The sequence below is a fragment of the Nocardioides marinquilinus genome, from assembly GCF_039543705.1.
Classification (GTDB): domain Bacteria; phylum Actinomycetota; class Actinomycetes; order Propionibacteriales; family Nocardioidaceae; genus Nocardioides; species Nocardioides marinquilinus.
Genome location: NZ_BAABKG010000001.1, coordinates 690,213 through 708,217 on the forward strand (window position 1 = coordinate 690,213; position 18,005 = coordinate 708,217).

The window sequence follows — 18,005 nt, forward strand, 5'->3', positions numbered from 1 at the left end:
CCTCGCACCTCGACCATCGTGAGGTCGGGCTCCGACGATGGTCGAGGTGCGAGGAGCCCTGGCGACGAGCCTCGAGACCACCGGTCGTCCGCGCGGACGCTCGCGGGCGGCGTCCCGTCGCCCAGGCCCGGGCCCGCTCGGCCAGCAGCGTCGGCGGTCAGCCGGGGAAGGGCGGGCTGGTGTAGTCGAGGAGCCAGGCGTCCCAGGTCGCGTCGAGGTCGGCGCCGGTCTGCTGCTCGAGGTAGGCCAGGAGGGTCTCGCGGTCGGTGCTGGTGCCGTCCTGCGAGCGCGGCCAGCCCTTGACCGCCCGCCAGAACGCACGGTCGCCCACCTCGCGCCGGATCGAGTGCCACAGCAGCGCGCCGCCGTAGTAGACGTTGGTGGAGGCGAAGTCGTCGGCGTCGAAGTCGCCCGGCGGGCCGGCCTCCTCGCGGTAGGCCCGCTCGTCGGGGACGATCGACTGCAGGTAGGACTCCAGCGGGACGCCGTCCTGCTCGGCCTGCCACATCAGCTGCAGGTACATCGCCATGCCCTCGTTCATCCACACGTCGCGCCAGTCGTTCGGCGTGACCTGGTCGCCGTACCACTGGTGCGCCAGCTCGTGCAGCACGACGGCGGGCGAGGTGGCGTAGTCGCCGTAGCCGAGCGTGATCATGGTCTGGGTCTCCATGCCGCTCTGGCTGTCGACCAGCAGGATGCCCGCGGTGTCGAACGGGTAGGGGCCGAGCCGCCGCTCGAGCCAGCGCATCGCCGCCGGCATGGAGCGCAGCCCGGCGTCGGGCGGGGGAGCGTCGCGCGGCGTCCAGTAGGTGATCGGGACGCCGCCGGGGCCCTCGTCGTCGGTCTTGCGGTAGTCGCCGAAGGCCAGCGTGACCAGGTAGGACGCCGCCGGCTCGGCCAGGTGGTACTCGGTGACGTGGGTGGTGCCGTCGTCGTCGGAGCGGGTCTGCTCGCCGTTGGCGATGCCCGTCCACGGCGACGGCACGGCGAGGGTGAAGTCGTAGAGCGCCTTGTCGGACGGCTGGTCGTTCACCGCGTACCAGCTGTAGGCGCCGAACGGCTCCTGCATCGTCCAGGTCTCGTGGTCGGCGGTGATGGTGAAGCCGGTGGTGTCGAAGTCGCCGCGGCTGGTGGGCGCGTCGACCGGCTCGGGCGTGCCCTCGTAGCCCAGCGTCAGCTCGTAGCGGCCGTCGGCCTCGACGGGCGCCTCGACCACGAGGTCCTTGCCGGTGTGCTCGTGGTCGACCTCGGCACCGTCGAGGGTCAGTGAGGTGACCTCGAGCGGCTCACCGAGGTCGAGCCGGAACCGGTCGGCCGTCTCGGTGGCGCGGAAGGTGAGCACCTCGGTGCCGGTGAGGGTGTCGGTGTCGGGGTCCCAGGCGAGGTCGAGGTCGTAGTGCAGCGCGTCGACGCCGGGGTCGCCGACCTCCGGGTAGTAGGAGTCCTCGCGCGGCTCGCTCAGCGCGAGGTCGAGGTCGGCGTCCGGCTCGGCCGGCTCACTCGTCTCCGCCGGCTCGCTCGGCTCTTCCGGCTCGGAGGCCGGGGCGGACGACGGCGCCCCCGCGCTGGCCGACCCCGACGGCGCGGCCTCGGGCTCCTCGTCGGAACCACAGGCGGCGAGACCGGCGAGCAGCACCACCGACAGGGCGGCGGCGAGCGGTCGCCTCACTCCTCACCGCGCAGCAGCGGGCGCGCCAGCTTGCGGCCGTGGTGGATCTGCGCCTTGATCGTGCCCAGCGGGGCGCCGACCAGCTCGGCGATCTCGTCGTAGGCCATGCCGTAGACGTCGCGCAGCAGCAGCGGCTCGACGTACTGCGGGTGGTCGCGCTCGATGGCCTCCATGGCCTCGAGCAGGTCGAGGCGGGTGCCGGCGATGACGCTGGTGGTGCGCGGGTCGGGCTTCTCGGCCAGCGGGCCGTGCTCCTGCGGGTCGGCGGCCACGGCCTGGTTGCGCATGCGGCGGTAGGTCGTGCGGGCCGAGTTGACCGCCACCACGTGCAGCCACGTGGTGAAGCGACCGCGGCCGCCCCACGAGCCGATCTTGGTGGCGACGTTGAGCAGCGCCTCCTGGCAGGCGTCCTCGGCGTCGGGGGTGTAGGGCAGCACGCCCTGGCACACGCGCAGCGTGCGGGGCCGCACCGCGGCCAGCAGCGCCCCGAGGGCGTCGCTGTCGCCGGCCTGGGCACGACGCGCGAGGTCGTCGATGTCGTCGGCGGTAGGGGAGTCGGGGCTCGAGGTCACACCAGAGGCCTTCCCACTCGACGTCCGTCTGACGCCGTGAAAGATAATGCACCCGTGTCGACCCCCAGCCATCTCGGGCGCTACGCCGTGCGTCGCCGGATCGGCAGCGGCGGGTTCGCCACGGTGTGGCTCGCCTACGACGAGCAGCTCGACGCCCCGGTGGCCATCAAGGTGCTCGCCGACAACTGGTCGGAGCAGTTCGAGGTGCGCACGCGCTTCGTCGAGGAGGGGCGCTACCTGCGGCGGGTCGAGTCGCCGCACGTGGTCCCGGTCTACGACGCCGGGTCGCTGGACGACGGCCGCCCCTACCTCGTCATGGCCTACGCCGACCAGGGCACGCTCGCCGACCGGCTCGAGTCGGGCGGCATGACGGTGCCGCAGGCCCTCGAGGTCGTCGCGCAGGTCGGGGCCGGCCTGCAGGCGCTGCACGACCGCGGGGTGCTGCACCGCGACGTGAAGCCCGCCAACGTGCTCTTCCGCACCGTCGACCCCGCCGCCGGCGTCGCCGGGGTGCGCGCGATGGTCGGCGACCTCGGCCTCGGCAAGGCGCTCGACGTCTCGTCGCGGCTGACGATGATCGCCGGGACGCCGGCCTACGTCGCCCCCGAGCAGGCCCAGGGCGAGGCACCCGACGCCCGCGCCGACCAGTTCTCGCTCGGCGTGCTGACCTTCCTGCTGCTCAGCGGCCGCCTGCCGTGGAGCCACACCTCGCTGCCGGCCGCGGCGGTCGGCGCCGAGCCGGCACCGATGTCGACGCCGGGCCGTGCGTTCCCCGAGTCGGTCGAGGACGTCGTCCGGCGGGCGATGGCCCGCGACCGGGCCGACCGGTGGCCGAGCGTGACCGCCTACGTCGACGCCCTCACCTTCGCCCTCGAGGACTGGCGGGGCGGGCCGCACGGGCCCGGCACCCGCGTGCTGCCGGTCGACCCCCACCTGACCCAGCCGGGGGAGCGGCCCTCCCCGAGGACCACCGACGCGCCGCTGCCCGACCCGGTGCCGCCGCGGCGACGTCGCCGCGTGGGCCGCGCGCTCGCCGTCCTGCTCGTGGTGCTGCTGGCGCTGGCCGGCGGCGGCGCGGCCGGGTGGTTCGGCCAGCACGAGCTGGACGCCGAGCCGCCCCCCGGCCCGGCGACCGTCGAGGACGAGTCCGGCGTGCTCCGCGTCACCGTGCCGCCCGCCTGGGACGCCCAGTCGACCGTGCCGTGGCAGCCGCCGAACGCCGAGGAGCAGACCTTCCCGGCGCTCTCGGTCGGGACGTCGCCCACCTGGGCCGACGACGGCGAGGGCGTCTTCGTCGCGCTGCTGCCGGGCACCGAGCTGCCCGACACCGTGCCCCAGCACCCCGAGTGCGAGTCGTCCTTCTCGCCCTCCCTCGACCCCACCGGCACCCTCGGCCCCACGGTCACCGTCACCTTCGCCGGCTGCGCCCGCGGCGACGTCACCGTCGAGCGGGTCATCCAGGTCGAGGCCGGCAAGCTGCTGTGGCTGCAGGTCCGCGCCCGCGACCAGCGCCAGGCCAACAAGGTCCTCGACTCGCTGCGCACGAGTGGCTTGACCTAGCTCGATCGCGCCTCCGCTCGTTCCTCGCCTCGGCGCGTGTTCGCGGCGCCTTCACGCGACCCGGTTCGCTCCTGCGCGCGGAGGGCTCGCTCGTCCCTCGCTGCGCCCTCCGTGCTCGTCACTCACCAGGTCGCGCGCCGCGAACGGGTCTGTGGTCGGCCCGCCCGGACGGTGGTCGAGGTGCGAGGAGCCCTGGCGACGAGCCTCGAGACCTCTGGCCCTCCGCGCCCAGGCCCCATCACGGACCCTGAGCTTGTCGAAGGGCACGGTCGGTCAACGGCCACGCGAGGTGGGATGACCAGCCGGCTGTATTGAATTGCGCCTCCGCTCGTTCCTCGCTTCGGCGCGTGTTGCGGCGCCTTCGTGCGACCTGGTTCGCTCCTGCGCGCGGAGGGCTCGCTCGTTCCTCGCTGCGCCCTCCGTGCTCGTCACTCACCAGGTCGCGCGCCGCGAACGGGTCTGTGGTCGGCCCGACCGGACGGTGGTCGAGGTGCGAGGAGCCCTGGCGACGAGCCTCGAGACCTCGCGCGGTCGATGCGAACGTCCCCACACGGACCCTGAGCTTGTCGAAGGGCTCTGCCGGTCAACGGCCGCGGCGGGCGGGATGACCAGCCCCTGTGTTGTTTGGCGCCTCCGCTCGTTCCTCGCTTCGGCGCGTGTTCGCGGCGCCTTCACGCGACCCGGTTCGCTCCTGCGCGCGGAGGGCTCGCTCGTTCCTCGCTGCGCCCTCCGTGCTCGTCACTCACCAGGCCGCGCGCCGCGAACGGGTCTGTGGTCGGCCCGACCGGACGCTGGTCGAGGTGCGAGGAGCCCTGGCGACGAGCCTCGAGACCTCGCGCGGTCGATGCGAACGTCCCCACACGGACCCTGAGCTTGGTCGTTGGGCTCTGCCGGTCAACGGCCGCGGCGGGCGGGATGACCAGCCCCTGTGTTGTTTGGCGCCTCCGCTCGTTCCTCGCTTCGGCGCGTGTTCGCGGCGCCTTCATGCGACCCGGTTCGCTCCTGCGCGCGGAGGGCTCGCTCGTTCCTCGCTGCGCCCGCCGTGCTCGTCACTCACCAGGTCGCGCGCCGCGAACGGGCACGACCCGCCCTCCTGCCCAGCGCCGCCACCGCGACCTGCCGGGACGGCGCACCGCGACGCGGGCCGACCCTGGTCCGCTGCGGGGTGGTCTCGTCCGCGCTCGGCCCGGACGGGCTCGGGACCCGTCCGGGGACTGGGCGCAGAGGTCGGGTCTCAAGCGGGCGGGCCCGGAGGCCGATGACCCGAGCGTGACCCCTCGACCTGCTGCGCCCGCGTCTCGCGACGCCGGGATGACGCTCGTCGAGGTCATGGTGGCGCTGGTGCTCTTCGCGATCATGTCGACGGCCGTGCTCAACATGGTCATGAACGCACAGCGGCTGACGCGGTACGACGCGGCGCGGGTGGTGGCGAACAACCTCGCGACGCGCGAGCTGGAGATCGTGCGCGACACCTTCTTCGGCCCGACCCGAGGGCCCGACCGGGTGCTGCTGAACACCGCCGAGAACCCCAGCCCGCTGCCCGGCGGGCGGGTGGGTGACCCGCTGGTGGTCGACGGGATCGCCTTCACCGTCACCCGCACCGCGGAGTGGGCGCAGGTCGACACCCGGGCGGCGTCCACGTGCGACGAGGGGTCGAACGTCGAGCTGGCCTACCTGCGGGTGCGGGTGCGCGTCACCTGGCCGAAGATGGGCGACCGTCCGCCGGTGCAGATGGACACCACCATGACGCCGGCCAAGGGCACCTACTCCGCCTTCACCGGCCACCTCGGCCTCAAGGTCATCGACCAGCTCGGCGAGCCGCTCGGCGGGGTGCCGGTGGTGGTGCGCACCAACACGAACGCGGTCGCCGCGAGCGGGCGGACGTCGTCCGACGGGTGCGTGCTGTTCCCGTTCCTCAACGCCGGCACCTACACCTACGAGCTGAACCGCGCCGGCTACGTGACGCCCGCGGGCGACCCGGCGGGCAAGACCACGGTGCAGGTGCAGTCGGGGCAGCTGTGGCGGGGCATCGCCGAGTACGCGCAGAGCGCCACCGTCGACGTCACCTTCACCACGCGCGAGGGCTTCGGGCTGCCGCCCGCCAACCAGCAGATCCCGGTGTCGCTGGGCAACAGCGCCCTGAAGCCGTCGGGCGTGAAGGCCTACCCCGGCACGGGCAACGCCCGATCGCTGACGAGCCTCTGGCCCTACCCGAGCGGCTACACGCTCTGGGCGGGCAACTGCCTGGGCAACGACCCCAAGGACCTCGGCGACCCGCCGGTGGCGGTCGAGCCCGGCCAGACGGCCACGACGACGGTGCGACTCGCGCCGCTGACGGTGCGGGCGCCGGTCGGCACCACGATCACCGCCAAGCAGGCCGTCGACAGCTCGTGCCCGGCCGGCGCGACGGTCATCGTCGGTCAGGTGCCGGCCAGCGGCGTCCTCGCGGCGAGCCTGCCGACCGGGCTGTGGCGCCTGACCCGCTCGGGCTCGAGCACCACCCGCGACGTCACGCTGGCCCCCGACGACCCCGAGGCCACCGCACCCCTGCCGACCCCGCCGACGGTGACGTTCTGATGCGCCCGCCCACCCGAGACGAGGCCGACGGGACGCCGCGCGACGCCGGCATGGGCCTGGCCGAGGTGATGGTCGCCATGGTGCTGGCCGGCCTGGTCGGCACGATGGTGATGACCATCGCCATCCTCACCCTCAAGACCACCAGCGGGGTGCAGGAGCGCCTCGACAACACCACCGACGGCGAGCTGGCGATCGCCGCCGCCGGCAAGGTGCTGCGGACGGCGGTGCTGCCCGAGCAGCTCGAGGACAAGTCGTGCATCGGCTGCGACGACACCGCGATCGTCACCGCCACCAGCACCCAGGTGACCTTCTACGCCAACATCGGCGACACCACCGTCGGCCCGAGCCGGGTCACGCTCGAGGTCGCCGAGGACCCCAAGCACCGCGGCACCGCCGTGCTGTGGCAGCGCACCCGGCAGCCGATCAAGTCGGGCGACAGCTACACGTTCTGCCTGACCTGCCCGGCGCAGAACCGCGTCCTCGCCCGCGGCCTGCTGTGGCCCTCGCCCGGCGTCTTCAGCTTCTACGACTACGAGGGCTCGCTGATGCCGGGCGCGACCGTCACGGCCGCCAACCTGCCCCGCATCTCGAGCGTCGACCTCGTCGTCACCGTCCAGCACAAGCCCGGCAACCGCGACTACCCCCCACGCACCGCGGTCACCCGCGTGCGGCTGCCCAACGTGGAGATCAACGTGCTCACGGACCAGGCATGACCCGCCACCGCCCGCCCCGCCCGGACGCCGTCCCCGCCCGCCCCGCGGACGGCGCCGCCGCCGAGCCCCGCGACCGCGGCTCGGCGGTGCTCGTCGTCCTGGCCACGATGACGATCCTGGCCGTCTTCGCCAGCGTCGCCCTCAACTCGACGGTGCGCACCATGAGCTTCGCCGACCGCCAGCAGGACTGGAACCAGGCGCTCTCGGCCGCCGAGGCCGGCGTCGCCGACTACCTCGCCCGGCTCAACCGCGACGACATGTACTGGCAGACCACCGACTGCACCAACCAGGCCATGCGGCGTCCGATGACGACGTCCAACGCCTGCAGCTGGAACTCCACGACCAAGGTCGGCTGGCTGCCCGTGCCGGGCTCGGCCCGCGCGCAGTTCCACTACGACGTCGACATCGCCACGACCTACACCAACGGCACGATCGCGCTGACCTCGACCGGCCGCGTCGGCGAGATCACCCGCACCGTGGCGGTGCGCCTGCGTCGGGGCGGGTTCGGCGAGTTCCTCTACTACACCGTCTACGAGACCATCGATCCCGCCGACGAGAACGTCTACGGCCTCGACAACGCCACGGCGCAGGAGGTCTGCACCCGCTACGACTGGCCGTCGCTGCCGGCCAGCCAGCGCCGCAACTCCGGCTGCTCCGACATCAACTTCGTCAGCGGCGACGTCATCAACGGCCCGCTGCACAGCAACGACGCGATCCTCATGCTCGGCAGCCCACGCTTCAAGGGGACGACGTCGACCTCGCTGCCCTCGTGCCGCGCGGTCGGCGGCGTCGCGCCGCCGGTCACCTCCTGCTACGTGCGAACCAGCAGCGCCAGCCCGATCTTCGAGCGCGGCATCAGCTACCGCGCCGAGGTCGAGCTGCCCACCACCATCGGCGACCTGCGGCAGTACGTCACGCCCGGCCGTGTCGAGGCGAGCCGGCTCGGCTGCCTCTACACCGGACCCACGCGCATCAAGTTCCTGCCGCCGTCGGCCGGGGCGACCCCGAAGATGCAGGTCTGGAGCAAGGCCACCACCGCCGCCGACCTCAACCCGGGCTGCGGCACCGCGGGGACGGCGAGCGGTCGGCTCGGGCACAGCGCCGGCCAGGTGGTCGACGTCCCGAACGAGAAGCTGATCCTGGTGCAGGACATCCCCGCCGGCCGCAAGGACCCGGCCACCAACAAGGACTACACCGCCGGCTGGTGCAAGACCGAGGGTGGCATCGGCGACGGCATCCCCCGCGCCGGCACCAGCGGCACCTACCCCGACTACGACGTGAACCTGAACCTGCGCGAGACCGACTGCCGCTACGGGACGGCGTTCGTGCAGGGCACCCTGCGGGGCCGCGTCACGATCGCCACCGACAACAACGTGATCGTCACCGGCGACACCGTCTACTCCAGCGGCGAGAACGGCACCGACGCGCTCGGGCTGATCGCCAAGAACTCGGTGAAGATCTACCACCCGGTGAAGTGCACCCGGAAGGAGAACGGCGAGTGCACGCAGTGGGCCAACCTCACCGGCACGCTGCAGAACGTCAACCTCAACGCCGCCATCCTCACGCTGCAGCACAGCTTCGGGGTGCAGACCTACTACAAGGGCGCCAAGCTCGGCACGCTGCGCGTCTTCGGCACCATCGCGCAACGCTTCCGCGGGCCGGTCGGCACCACCAGCGGCGGCAGCTCGGTCACCGGCTACCTGAAGAACTACATCTACGACACGAGGCTGCGCTACGCGCCTCCGCCGTACTTCCTCGACCCCGTGCGCTCCGGATGGGGCCAGAAGACCTTCGGCGAGGTCGTGCCGAAGTACCGCTGAGCCCTCCCGCTGCCGCTCCGTCACCGCCCCGTCACTGCCCCGAGCCACGCGCCCGGACGTCGCCCGCGACGTCCGGGCGCGCGTTCGTGCAGGTCAGAGGCCGGTCGAGCGGAAAATTGTCAGAAGTTTTCGGTTCCGGGGCTCAAGCCGCCCCCCGGGCCGCCGATACCTGAGATGTCACTACCTCACCCGCTCCGGCGCCTCCCCGATCCGCCGGCCCCCCATCCAGGAGACCCCCCATGCGCAACCCCACCACCACCACCGACATCGAGACCGTCGAGGTCGAGAAGGACAAGGGCTTCACCCTCGTCGAGCTCCTCGTGGTCGTCGTGATCATCGGCATCCTGGCCGCCATCGCCATCCCGCTGTTCCTCAACCAGCGCGAGAAGGCCCAGGAGGCCGGCGTGAAGTCCGACCTGAAGAACGCGGCCACGCTGATGGAGACCTACTACGTCGACAACCAGGCCTACCCGAACCAGACCGGCCTCGAGGCCATGGACGGCTTCAAGACCTCCACCGGCAACACCATCACCGTGGGCACGGCCAGCGGCGCCGGCGGCTTCTGCCTCACCGGTGTCGGCGAGTCGGGCAACTCCTTCAAGTACGACTCGCTCGACGGTGGTCTCGCGGACGGCGCCTGCTGACCCACCCCTGATCTCCCCCCACGGCCCACGGCGGCGCGTCGCACCCGAGAGCGACGCGCCGCCGTTCGGCCTTTCTCGGCCCCCCACCCCCCCCCACACGCTCGAAGGAGACGCCATGTCGGTCCACGACTGGCACGCCCACGCCGCCTCCCGTGAGGCCGCCGCCACGGCCCCGCCCCGCCTGCTGCCCCACCTCCCGCACGACGACGTCGCCGCCGTCCCCGCCCTCGACCTCGGTGGCCGCGAGACCGTCGACCTCGCCGCCGGCCTGGTCGCCGACCTGGCCGCCCTGACCCGGGTGATGCTCGGCATCACCACCGGCGCGCCGGTGCCGGTCGTCGTCGAGCCGGTCTCCGACGTCCCGCGCTACGCCGAGCCGGTGCTCGACCCGCCGGTGCCGGCGCTGCGGCTGGCCGAGGTTCCGCCGCTCGTCGAGCCGACCCCGCTGCCGGACGTCGTCCCGCTGCTCGAGGTCGCGCCGCTCGTCGAGGTCGCGCCGCTGGTGGAGGTCGAGCCGCTCGTGCCGGCCGCACCGGCCCCGCCGCCCCCGCCGACGCGGGTGCCCGCGAGCCGCCTCGTGGTCGACCTCGGCTTCCTCGACGACTGACCCCGGCCGCGGCCCCTCGGGCCGCAGCCCGCGGCAACGCGGCGCAAACCGGCGCAAACCAGCGAGGACGCCATCCCAGCCACTACGCTGCGGAGGTGACCATCGCCGAGTCGGTCGACGACCTGTGGCGCGAGTACAAGGCCACGGGGTCGCCCGAGCTGCGCAACCAGCTGGTGCTGCAGTACTCGCCGCTCGTCAAGTACGTCTCCGGTCGCGTTCGCAGCGGGCTGCCGCAGAGCGTCGAGTCTGCCGACCTGGTCTCCGAGGGCGTCATCGGCCTCATGGACGCCATCGAGAAGTTCGAGCCGTCGCGCGGGCTGCAGTTCCAGACCTACGCGGTGCCCCGCATCCGCGGCGCGATCATCGACAGCATCCGCGCCTCCGACTGGGTGCCGCGCTCGGTGCGCTCGCGGCTGCGCGACGTCGACCGCGCCCGCGACGCGCTGCAGAACCGGCTGGGCCGGCAGCCCACCGACGAGGAGATCTGCGCCGAGGCCGAGATCTCGCTGCGCGAGCTGCGCGAGCTGGCCGACCGGCCGACGTCGTTCTCGCACGCGGAGGACGAGGAGCTCGCCTCCCTCGACGACCTCGCCCCCGCCGTCGACGCCGCGCTCGAGGACGAGTCGACCCGCGAGGTGCTGCTGTCCGCCCTGCGCCAGCTGCCGGAGCGCGACCAGGTCGTCATCGCGCTGTACTTCTTCGAGGGGCTCACCCTCGGCGAGATCGGCCAGGTGCTCTCGGTGACCGAGTCCCGCGTGAGCCAGCTGCGCAGCCGCGCCACCACCGCCCTGCGCACGACCCTGGCCGAGGCCCTCAGCGCCTGACGCTCGGGCCCACGGACCCTGAGCCTGTCGAAGGGCCTCAGGACAGCAGCACGGCCACGATGCCGAGACCGGCCGGCACCGTCTGCACGAGCAGGATCCGCGGCGACGACGTCACCGCGCCGAAGACACCGGCCACGGCGACGCAGCCGAGGAAGAACAGCCGCACGTCGTCACGGCCCGAGACCAGGCCCCAGAACAGGCCGGCGGCCAGGAAGCCGTTGTAGAGGCCCTGGTTGGCGCCCAGCACCTTCGTCGCCTCGGCGAAGTCGGGCGCGAGCCCGAACGCCCGGCGCCCGGCGGGCGCCGTCCACAGGAACATCTCGAGCACCAGGATGTAGACGTGCAGGACGGCGACGAGCCCGACGATGACCGCGGCGACGACGTCCACGGGCCGCAGCCTGGCACGCCTCGGCGGCTCAGGCGGGCTGCCGCACCTGTCGGCGCGCCGGGCGGCTGCTGCGCCGCGCGACGGCCACGCCGACCAGCGCGAGCGCGCCGCCCGCGTAGGCCAGCGGCGGCGGCACCTCGCCCAGGAACAGCAGGCTCAGCGCGATGGTGATGACCGGGACGACGTAGGTCGTGACGCCGAGGTTGGAGGCGCTCATGTGGCGCAGCGCGAAGGCGAAGGTGCTGAAGGCGATGGCCGTCGGGAAGATGCCGAGGTAGACGAGCCACAGCACCGACGACGTCGGCGCGTCGCCCAGCTCGGCGACCAGCCGCGGCGCGAACGGCAGACAGGCCACCGCGCCGACCGAGCAGGCCAGCCAGGTCACCTGCAGCGCGGGCACCCGCGCGACGAGCGGCTTCTGCACCACGAGGCTGACGGCGTACGCCGCGGCCGCGACCAGGCAGAGCACGACGCCGAGCACGTCGGAGTGCCCGCCGTCGTCACCCGAGCCGAGCGCGATCACCGCGACCCCGCCGAAGGCCAGGGCGAGCCCGGCGGCCAGCTGCCGGGTGAAGGGCTCGGCCAGGAAGACCGCCGCGAGCACCGCGACCAGCACGGGGGAGACCTGGATCAGCAGCGCCGCGGTGCCGGCGTCGACGCGGGTCTCGCCCTCGTTGAGCGCCACCATGTAGACGGCGTACCAGAGCACCCCGATCACCACGATCGAGACCCACTGCCGGCCCTGCGGCCGCGGCATGCGCCGGGGCGCGGCGAGCAGGCCGAGCGCGACCGCCCCGATCGCCAGCCGCCCGAGCGCCATCGGGCCGGCCGAGAAGTCGTCGGCCAGGTGCCGGATGGCCACGAACGCCGAGGCCCACAGCACCAGCGTCACCCCGACGGCGGCCGGCGGCAGCCAGGCGGGGGTCTCGGGCGTGGTGGCGCCGGTGTCGTCGTCCGTGGTGGTCACGACCCAACGCTACGGTCGACCATGACCACCCGCCACGCGGGTTTCGGACGTCTGGGCACGCGATCCTGACATCATCGCCGGGTGAGCGTGCTCGAGACCGCCCAGGACGGCGTCGTCCGACTGCTGGCCGAGGCCCGGTGGGACGCGCCGACGCCGTGCGAGGGCTGGGACGTCGCCACGCTGGCCCGCCACCTGGTCACGGGGGAGCGCGCGTTCACGACCGCCCTGCGGGGCTCCGCCTACGACCTCGCTGCGATCGACGCCGAGGTGCAACGGATCGCCCCGGCCGACCTGCCGAGCGCGTACGCCGAGGCCGCGCACGGGCTGCGCGCGGCCGCCGACGCCGCCCCGCCCGAGCGGTCGGTGCCCCTCCCGCTCGGCCCGCGCCCGCCGTCCGTCGCGGTCGAGGTGCGCACCCTCGAGGCCGTCGTCCACGGCTGGGACCTCGCCCGCGCGCTCGGCCGGAGTCCGCACCTCGGTGACGACGCCGCGCTGTCGCCGCTGGTCGAGTCCGCCGACCGGCTCCGGGCCGGCCTGGAGGCCGCCCGACCAGGCACCACCGCCCTCGGGACGTCGCACGAGGTCACCCCCGGTGCCCCGGCGCTCGACCGGGTCGTCGCCCGGTTCGGCCGCGACCCCGCCTGGACGCCGCCGCCCGCGTGACGGCCAGCCCCCTGCGTCGGACGGCGTCCGGGACTCAGAGGTCGAGCTTGTAGCCCAGGCCGCGCACGGTGACGAGGTACTTCGGCTCGCCCGGGTCGGGCTCGAGCTTGGCGCGCAGGCGCTTGACGTGGACGTCGAGCGTCTTGGTGTCGCCGACGTAGTCCGAGCCCCACACGCGATCGATGAGCTGCCCGCGGGTCAGCACCCGGCCGGGGTTGCGCAGGAACATCTCGAGCAGCTCGAACTCCTTGAGCGGCAGCCGCTGCTCGTGGCCGTCGACGGTGACCACGTGGCGCTCGACGTCCATCCGCACCGGGCCGGCCTCGAGGGTGTCGGGCATCAGGTCGGGGTCCTGGCCGCGGCGCAGCACCGCCCGGATGCGGGCGACCAGCTCGCGCGGCGAGTACGGCTTGGTGACGTAGTCGTCGGCGCCCAGCTCGAGCCCGACCACCTTGTCGACCTCGTCGTCCTTCGCGCTGACCATGATCACCGGCACGTTGGAGGTCTGCCGGATCGTGCGGCACACCTCCGTGCCGGGGATGCCGGGCAGCATCAGGTCGAGCAGCACGATGTCGGCGCCGCCCCGGTCGAACTCGGCCAGCGCCGCGTGGCCGTCGGCGGCGATCGCGACCTCGAAGCCCTCCTTGCGCAGCATGTAGGAGAGCGCGTCGCTGTAGCTCTCCTCGTCCTCGACGACGAGTACCCGGGTCACCGGTCTGCTTCCTCCTGGTCTGCGGCGGGCGCCGTCGGCGTCCCGTCCGTGTCTGTGCTGTCGTGGTTCGGGGGCTCCGGCCGCGGGTCGGCGCGGGGGAGCGAGAGCGTGAACGTCGAGCCCTGCCCCTCGACCGACCACACCCGGACGTCGCCGCCGTGCGTGGCCGCGACGTGCTTGACGATCGACAGGCCGAGGCCCGTGCCGCCGGTGGAGCGGTGCCGGGCCGGGTCGACGCGGTAGAAGCGCTCGAAGATCCGCTCGATCTCGACCGAGGGGATGCCGACGCCCTGGTCGACGACGCTGATCTCGACGAACGCGCCCGACGAGCCGTCGACCGGCTTGGTGCTCACCAGCACCGTCGAGTCGGGCTCGGAGTAGGCGACGGCGTTCGCGACCAGGTTGGCCACCGCCATCACCACCTGCTCCTCGTTGCCCATCGCCTTCAGGCCCCGTTCGCCGCCGGTGACGATGCTGATGCCGCGGGCGGCGGCGTCGATCGCGCTGGTGTCGGCGGCCAGCCCGATGACGTCGTCCACCGACAGCGGCAGCGGCGACTCGAGCGGCTCGTCGCCCTGAAGCCGCGACAGCTCGATGACCTGCTGCACCAGCACCGTGAGCCGCTCGCTCTCGAGCACCATGCGGTCGGAGAACCGCTTGACGGCCTCGGGGTCGTCGGCGGCGTCGTGGACGGCGTCCGCCAGCAGCCGGATGGCGCCCACCGGCGTCTTCAGCTCGTGGCTGACGTTGGCGACGAAATCGCGTCGCACGGCCTCGACGCGGCGCTCGCGGGTGCGGTCCTCGACCAGCGCCAGCACCATCCGCGCGCCGAGCGGGGCGACGCGCACGGTCACGTGGCGCGCGGGCGCCCGGTCGCGCGGCATCACCAGCTCGGTCTCGCGGATCTGCCCGTCGCGGCGCACCTCGCAGACCAGCGAGGCGAGCTCGGGGGTCACCAGCGAGGTGCCGCGCACCAGGCCCATCGCGTAGGCCGGCGCGGAGGCCTTGATGACCACGTCGGAGTCGTCGACGATCACGGTGCTGCTGCGCAGGACCGCCAGGACGGCGGCCACCGGCGCCGGCACCGCGGGCTCGGACACCTCGGGCTCGACCCGGCGCTGCCGCTCGCTCACCGCCCAGGCGAGCACCGCGGCCCCCGCCACGACGGCACCCAGGAGCGCGGCGAGGAAGGCCTGCGTCGACGCTTCCACGTCTCGAATCGTACGGCGACGCGCGGGTCCGTCCGGTCACGCCGGGTGTGACTTCCCTCTGTTCATCCGGCGTTCATCCAACTCCACCGAGCGGTCCGCACGACCGACCTACGGTCTGCCGCATGCGTGAACAGTTCCACGACCAGCTGCGGCAGGTCTTCATCGACCTCGCCGGCATCTGCCGTCAGGTCGAGACCGCCGTCGCCCGCGCCACCCAGGCGCTCATGAGCGGCGACGCCGCGATCGCCGAGCAGGTGATCAGCGCCGACATCGAGATCGACCGGGCCCGTGAGCACGTCGAGGACTCCGCCTTCGAGCTGCTCTCGCTGCAGCAGCCCGTCGCCGGCGACCTCCGCACCGTCGTCGCCGCCCTCCGCATGGTCAGCGAGCTCGAGCGGATGGGCGACCTCTCGGTGCACGTCGCCAAGATCGCCCGGCTGCGGGTGCCGGCCATCGCCGTCCCCGAGCCCGCCCGCCCGACCATGAGCCGCATGGGCCTGGTCGCGGAGGACATGGTGCGCCGCGTCGCCGACATCATCACCAGCCGCGACGTCGAGGCCGCCATCGCCCTCGGCCGCGACGACGAGGAGATGGACCAGCTGCGCCGCACCAGCTTCGCCGAGCTGCTCGCCGACGACTGGTCCGCCGGCGTCGAGGCCGCCATCGACATCGCCCTCCTCGGCCGCTACTACGAGCGCATCGCCGACCACGCCGTCTCCGTGGCCAACCGCGTCGTCTTCGTCGTCACCGGCGAGCACCCCTCCGCCGTCGGCTGACCCCCACGCCGGGTCGGGGCACCTGCCCCGCACGTCGAGACCCTCGGGACGTCGACGCGAACGCGCCCGCACGGACCCTGAGGTTGTCGAGGGGACGTCGTGCGCGAGCGTTCGCGTGGAGGGCCGAGGGCTTCGACGACGCCCGCTGGAGCTCGCTGCTCAACCACCGGCACCTCCGGTGGTCGAGCAGGCCGAGCGTCTACGCGAGGCCGTCGTCGAGACCCCGGAGGGTCAACGCCAACGCACGTGCACGGACCCTGAGCTTGTCGAAGGGACGTCGTCCGCGCACGTCTGCGTGGAGGGCCGGTGGTCTCGAGGCTCGTCGCCAGGGCTCCTCGCACCTCGACCATCGTCAGGGGCTGCGCAAACGCGAACGCGACCCCACGGACCCTGAGCTTGTCGAAGGGACGTCGTCCGCGAACGTCTGCGTGGTGGGCCGGTGGTTTCGACGACGCTCGCTAGAGCTCGCTGCTCAACCACCGGCAGCTCCGGTGGTCGAGCAGGCCGAGCGTCTGCGCGAGGCCGTCGTCGAGACCCCGCACGCTTAACACGAACGCGACCCTACGGACCCTGAGCTTGTCGAGGGGACGTCGTGCGCGAACGTTCGCGTGAAGGGCCAGTGGTCTCGACGACGCTCGCTGGGGCTCGCTGCTCAACCCCCGGGGTCGGCGTCCGCGCCCTTCGGCAGGCTCAGGGTCCGTGGGCGGGCTGGCCTCGACGGGCCGGTGGTCTCGAGGCTCGTCGCCAGGGCTCCTCGCACCTCGACCATCGTGAGGGGCTGTGCAAACGCGAACGCGACCACACGGACCCTGAGCTTGTCGAAGGGACGTCGTGGGCGAACGTTCGCGCGGAGGGCCGGTGGTCTTTACGACGCTCGCCGCTCAGGAGCTCGCGGTCGGTCTGGCCGGCCGCGGGGTCGGTCAGCGGCCCTGGTTGGCGACCGCGGCGGCGGCGGCCGCGGCGGCGGCGGGGTCGAGGTAGCGGCCGCCGTCGCCGGTGGGGCGGAGGTCGGCGTCCAGCTCGTAGACCAGGGGCATGCCGGTGGGGATGTTGAGGCCGGCGATGTCGTCGTCGCTGATTCCGTCGAGGTGCTTGACGATGGCGCGCAGGCTGTTGCCGTGGGCGGCGACGAGCACGGTGCGGCCGGGCGTCAGGTCGGCGGCGACGTCGCTGTTCCAGTAGGGCAGCAGCCGGGCGATGACGTCCTTGAGGCACTCGGTGCGGGGCATCTCGTCGCCGAGGTCGGCGTACTGCGGCAGACCGGCCTGCGAGAACTCCGAACCGTCGTCGATCGGCGGGGGCGGGACGTCGAACGAGCGGCGCCACAGCATGAACTGCTCCTCGCCGAACTCGGCGAGCGTCTGCTTCTTGTCCTTGCCCTGCAGCGCCCCGTAGTGGCGCTCGTTGAGCCGCCACGACCGGCGCACCGGGATCCAGTGGCGGTCGACGGCGTCGAGCGCGAGGTGCGCGGTGGTGATGGCGCGGCGCAGCAGCGAGGTGTGGACGACGTCGGGCAGCAGTCCGGCCTCGCGCAGCTGCTGACCGCCGGCGAGCGCCTCGGCGCGGCCCTTCTCGGTGAGGTCGACGTCGACCCAGCCGGTGAAGAGGTTCTTGGCGTTCCAGTCGCTCTCGCCGTGGCGGAGCAGGACCAGGGTGGCGTTCTCGCTCATTCGACGGGCTCCTGACCGGTCTCGGTGCCCTCGCCGCCCTCGGCGTGGGGGTCGATCGGCGTGGCGGTGTCGCACGAGTAGCGGCCGGTGGCCTCGCCCTCGGCCTCCTCGGAGGTGCCGGAGTCCTCGGCGACCGCGAGGTCGAGCTCGGGGATGGCCTCGGGGGAGTACTGGCGGCACGGCAGCACGACGGGGACGTCGTTCACGATCGAGACCTGGCCGCTCTCGAAGGTCAGCTGCACGGTGACGAACGCGCCGGGCTCGAACTGGCCGTTGGCCGGGATGCCACCGGTGTCGAACAGGTTGACCGCCCCGGAGCGGTCGATGTCGATGGGCGCGTCGAGCGGGCTGGCCTGCACCTCGGTCGTGGCGTCGAACGACTCCAGCGCGTCGGGGTCGCTGACGGAGTTGTTGACCAGCGTGGCGGCGAAGACGCCCCGGTTCGGCTCGGCCGCGACGATCACGGCCCCGAGGACGTCGACCTGGCCGGTGCGGTCGTTCGTGCCGGGCGCGATGGCGTTGACCTGGTCGGTCTGGTAGTCGAAGCCGCAGGCGCCCAGCAGCGGCGCCGCGAGCAGCAGCCCCACCGCGAGGTGCACCGGTCGGGCCGGACGGAGTGGTCGGCGACGCAT

The 18,005-nt window shown here is 73.1% G+C and carries 17 protein-coding genes; 9 read left to right on the forward strand and 8 right to left on the reverse strand.

Features of this window, described 5'->3' with window-relative positions:
• Positions 1 to 157: 157 nt before the first annotated feature.
• Both ABEA04_RS03260 and ABEA04_RS03265 read right to left on the reverse strand, forming a co-directional pair.
• Positions 158 to 1,669, reverse strand: a complete 1,512-nt coding sequence (locus ABEA04_RS03260; protein WP_345454469.1) for a M1 family metallopeptidase — start codon at positions 1,667 to 1,669, stop codon at positions 158 to 160.
• Positions 1,666 to 2,241, reverse strand: coding sequence for an RNA polymerase sigma factor (locus tag ABEA04_RS03265; protein ID WP_345454471.1), 576 nt, complete (start codon positions 2,239 to 2,241; stop codon positions 1,666 to 1,668). Before ABEA04_RS03265 ends, ABEA04_RS03260 begins: the two co-directional genes overlap by 4 nt.
• A 54-nt stretch (positions 2,242 to 2,295) precedes the next feature.
• Here ABEA04_RS03265 and ABEA04_RS03270 point away from each other — a divergent pair, with 54 nt between their 5' ends.
• The 7 genes from ABEA04_RS03270 to ABEA04_RS03300 all read left to right on the forward strand — a co-directional run bounded on the left by ABEA04_RS03270 (position 2,296) and on the right by ABEA04_RS03300 (position 10,986).
• Positions 2,296 to 3,801 (forward strand): serine/threonine-protein kinase, encoded by a 1,506-nt coding sequence (locus ABEA04_RS03270; RefSeq protein ID WP_345454473.1) that lies wholly within the window; start codon positions 2,296 to 2,298, stop codon positions 3,799 to 3,801.
• Positions 3,802 to 4,785: 984 nt separating this feature from the next.
• Positions 4,786 to 6,378 carry a prepilin-type N-terminal cleavage/methylation domain-containing protein gene (locus ABEA04_RS03275; protein ID WP_345454475.1) on the forward strand — a complete coding sequence of 531 codons (1,593 nt, stop codon included), beginning with the start codon at positions 4,786 to 4,788 and terminating at the stop codon, positions 6,376 to 6,378.
• Positions 6,378 to 7,091, forward strand: coding sequence for a hypothetical protein (locus ABEA04_RS03280; protein ID WP_345454477.1), 714 nt, complete (start codon positions 6,378 to 6,380; stop codon positions 7,089 to 7,091). The genes ABEA04_RS03275 and ABEA04_RS03280 overlap by 1 nt, the downstream gene beginning before the upstream one ends.
• The gene (locus tag ABEA04_RS03285; RefSeq protein ID WP_345454479.1) at positions 7,088 to 8,911 is read left to right on the forward strand and encodes a hypothetical protein; all 1,824 of its coding nucleotides are present in this window, start codon (positions 7,088 to 7,090) and stop codon (positions 8,909 to 8,911) included. The genes ABEA04_RS03280 and ABEA04_RS03285 overlap by 4 nt, the downstream gene beginning before the upstream one ends.
• Before the next feature lie 239 nt (positions 8,912 to 9,150).
• Entirely contained in the window at positions 9,151 to 9,555 is a 405-nt protein-coding gene (locus ABEA04_RS03290) for a type IV pilin protein (RefSeq protein ID WP_345454481.1), read from the forward strand.
• 115 nt (positions 9,556 to 9,670) lie between these two features.
• Positions 9,671 to 10,162: a hypothetical protein gene (locus ABEA04_RS03295; RefSeq protein ID WP_345454482.1), complete on the forward strand. Its 492-nt coding sequence runs from the start codon at positions 9,671 to 9,673 to the stop codon at positions 10,160 to 10,162.
• A 95-nt stretch (positions 10,163 to 10,257) separates the two neighbouring features.
• On the forward strand, positions 10,258 to 10,986 hold the full coding sequence (locus tag ABEA04_RS03300; RefSeq protein WP_345454484.1) for a FliA/WhiG family RNA polymerase sigma factor: 729 nt from the start codon (positions 10,258 to 10,260) through the stop codon (positions 10,984 to 10,986).
• 37 nt (positions 10,987 to 11,023) lie between these two features.
• Here ABEA04_RS03300 and ABEA04_RS03305 read toward each other — a convergent pair whose 3' ends face one another.
• Both ABEA04_RS03305 and ABEA04_RS03310 read right to left on the reverse strand, forming a co-directional pair.
• Entirely contained in the window at positions 11,024 to 11,374 is a 351-nt protein-coding gene (locus tag ABEA04_RS03305) for a DUF1304 domain-containing protein (protein ID WP_345454486.1), read from the reverse strand.
• 28 nt (positions 11,375 to 11,402) lie between these two features.
• Positions 11,403 to 12,341: a DMT family transporter gene (locus ABEA04_RS03310; protein WP_345454487.1), complete on the reverse strand. Its 939-nt coding sequence runs from the start codon at positions 12,339 to 12,341 to the stop codon at positions 11,403 to 11,405.
• 81 nt (positions 12,342 to 12,422) lie between these two features.
• Here ABEA04_RS03310 and ABEA04_RS03315 point away from each other — a divergent pair, with 81 nt between their 5' ends.
• Positions 12,423 to 13,004 carry a TIGR03086 family metal-binding protein gene (locus tag ABEA04_RS03315; RefSeq protein ID WP_345454489.1) on the forward strand — a complete coding sequence of 194 codons (582 nt, stop codon included), beginning with the start codon at positions 12,423 to 12,425 and terminating at the stop codon, positions 13,002 to 13,004.
• A gap of 34 nt (positions 13,005 to 13,038) precedes the next feature.
• Here the strand turns inward: ABEA04_RS03315 and ABEA04_RS03320 are convergent, their stop codons facing one another.
• Positions 13,039 to 13,716, reverse strand: a complete 678-nt coding sequence (locus tag ABEA04_RS03320; protein ID WP_345454491.1) for a response regulator — start codon at positions 13,714 to 13,716, stop codon at positions 13,039 to 13,041.
• A complete protein-coding gene (locus tag ABEA04_RS03325) occupies positions 13,713 to 14,927 on the reverse strand; it encodes a sensor histidine kinase (RefSeq protein WP_345454493.1) in 1,215 nt (404 codons plus the stop codon). Before ABEA04_RS03325 ends, ABEA04_RS03320 begins: the two co-directional genes overlap by 4 nt.
• Before the next feature lie 122 nt (positions 14,928 to 15,049).
• On the opposite strand from ABEA04_RS03325, the gene phoU reads away from it, so the two are divergent.
• The gene (gene phoU / locus ABEA04_RS03330; RefSeq protein WP_345454495.1) at positions 15,050 to 15,703 is read left to right on the forward strand and encodes a phosphate signaling complex protein PhoU; all 654 of its coding nucleotides are present in this window, start codon (positions 15,050 to 15,052) and stop codon (positions 15,701 to 15,703) included.
• Between the two features lie 920 nt (positions 15,704 to 16,623).
• On the opposite strand, the gene ABEA04_RS03335 is transcribed toward phoU, so the two are convergent.
• Both ABEA04_RS03335 and ABEA04_RS03340 read right to left on the reverse strand, forming a co-directional pair.
• A complete protein-coding gene (locus ABEA04_RS03335) occupies positions 16,624 to 17,373 on the reverse strand; it encodes a phosphoglyceromutase (protein WP_345454497.1) in 750 nt (249 codons plus the stop codon).
• On the reverse strand, positions 17,370 to 18,005 hold the full coding sequence (locus tag ABEA04_RS03340; RefSeq protein WP_345454499.1) for a hypothetical protein: 636 nt from the start codon (positions 18,003 to 18,005) through the stop codon (positions 17,370 to 17,372). Before ABEA04_RS03340 ends, ABEA04_RS03335 begins: the two co-directional genes overlap by 4 nt.

Bases quoted from the DNA above. Each gene is read 5' to 3' on its own strand.
- ABEA04_RS03285 (WP_345454479.1), top strand. From the start codon at position 7,088: ATGACCCGCCACCGCCCGCCCCGCCCGGACGCCGTCCCCGCCCGCCCC.
- ABEA04_RS03295 (WP_345454482.1), top strand. From the start codon at position 9,671: ATGTCGGTCCACGACTGGCACGCCCACGCCGCCTCCCGTGAGGCCGCC.
- ABEA04_RS03335 (WP_345454497.1), bottom strand. From the start codon at position 17,373: ATGAGCGAGAACGCCACCCTGGTCCTGCTCCGCCACGGCGAGAGCGAC.
- phoU (WP_345454495.1), top strand. From the start codon at position 15,050: ATGCGTGAACAGTTCCACGACCAGCTGCGGCAGGTCTTCATCGACCTC.
- ABEA04_RS03280 (WP_345454477.1), top strand. From the start codon at position 6,378: ATGCGCCCGCCCACCCGAGACGAGGCCGACGGGACGCCGCGCGACGCC.
- ABEA04_RS03340 (WP_345454499.1), bottom strand. From the start codon at position 18,005: ATGCGTCGCCGACCACTCCGTCCGGCCCGACCGGTGCACCTCGCGGTG.
- ABEA04_RS03275 (WP_345454475.1), top strand. From the start codon at position 4,786: ATGCGACCCGGTTCGCTCCTGCGCGCGGAGGGCTCGCTCGTTCCTCGC.
- ABEA04_RS03290 (WP_345454481.1), top strand. From the start codon at position 9,151: ATGCGCAACCCCACCACCACCACCGACATCGAGACCGTCGAGGTCGAG.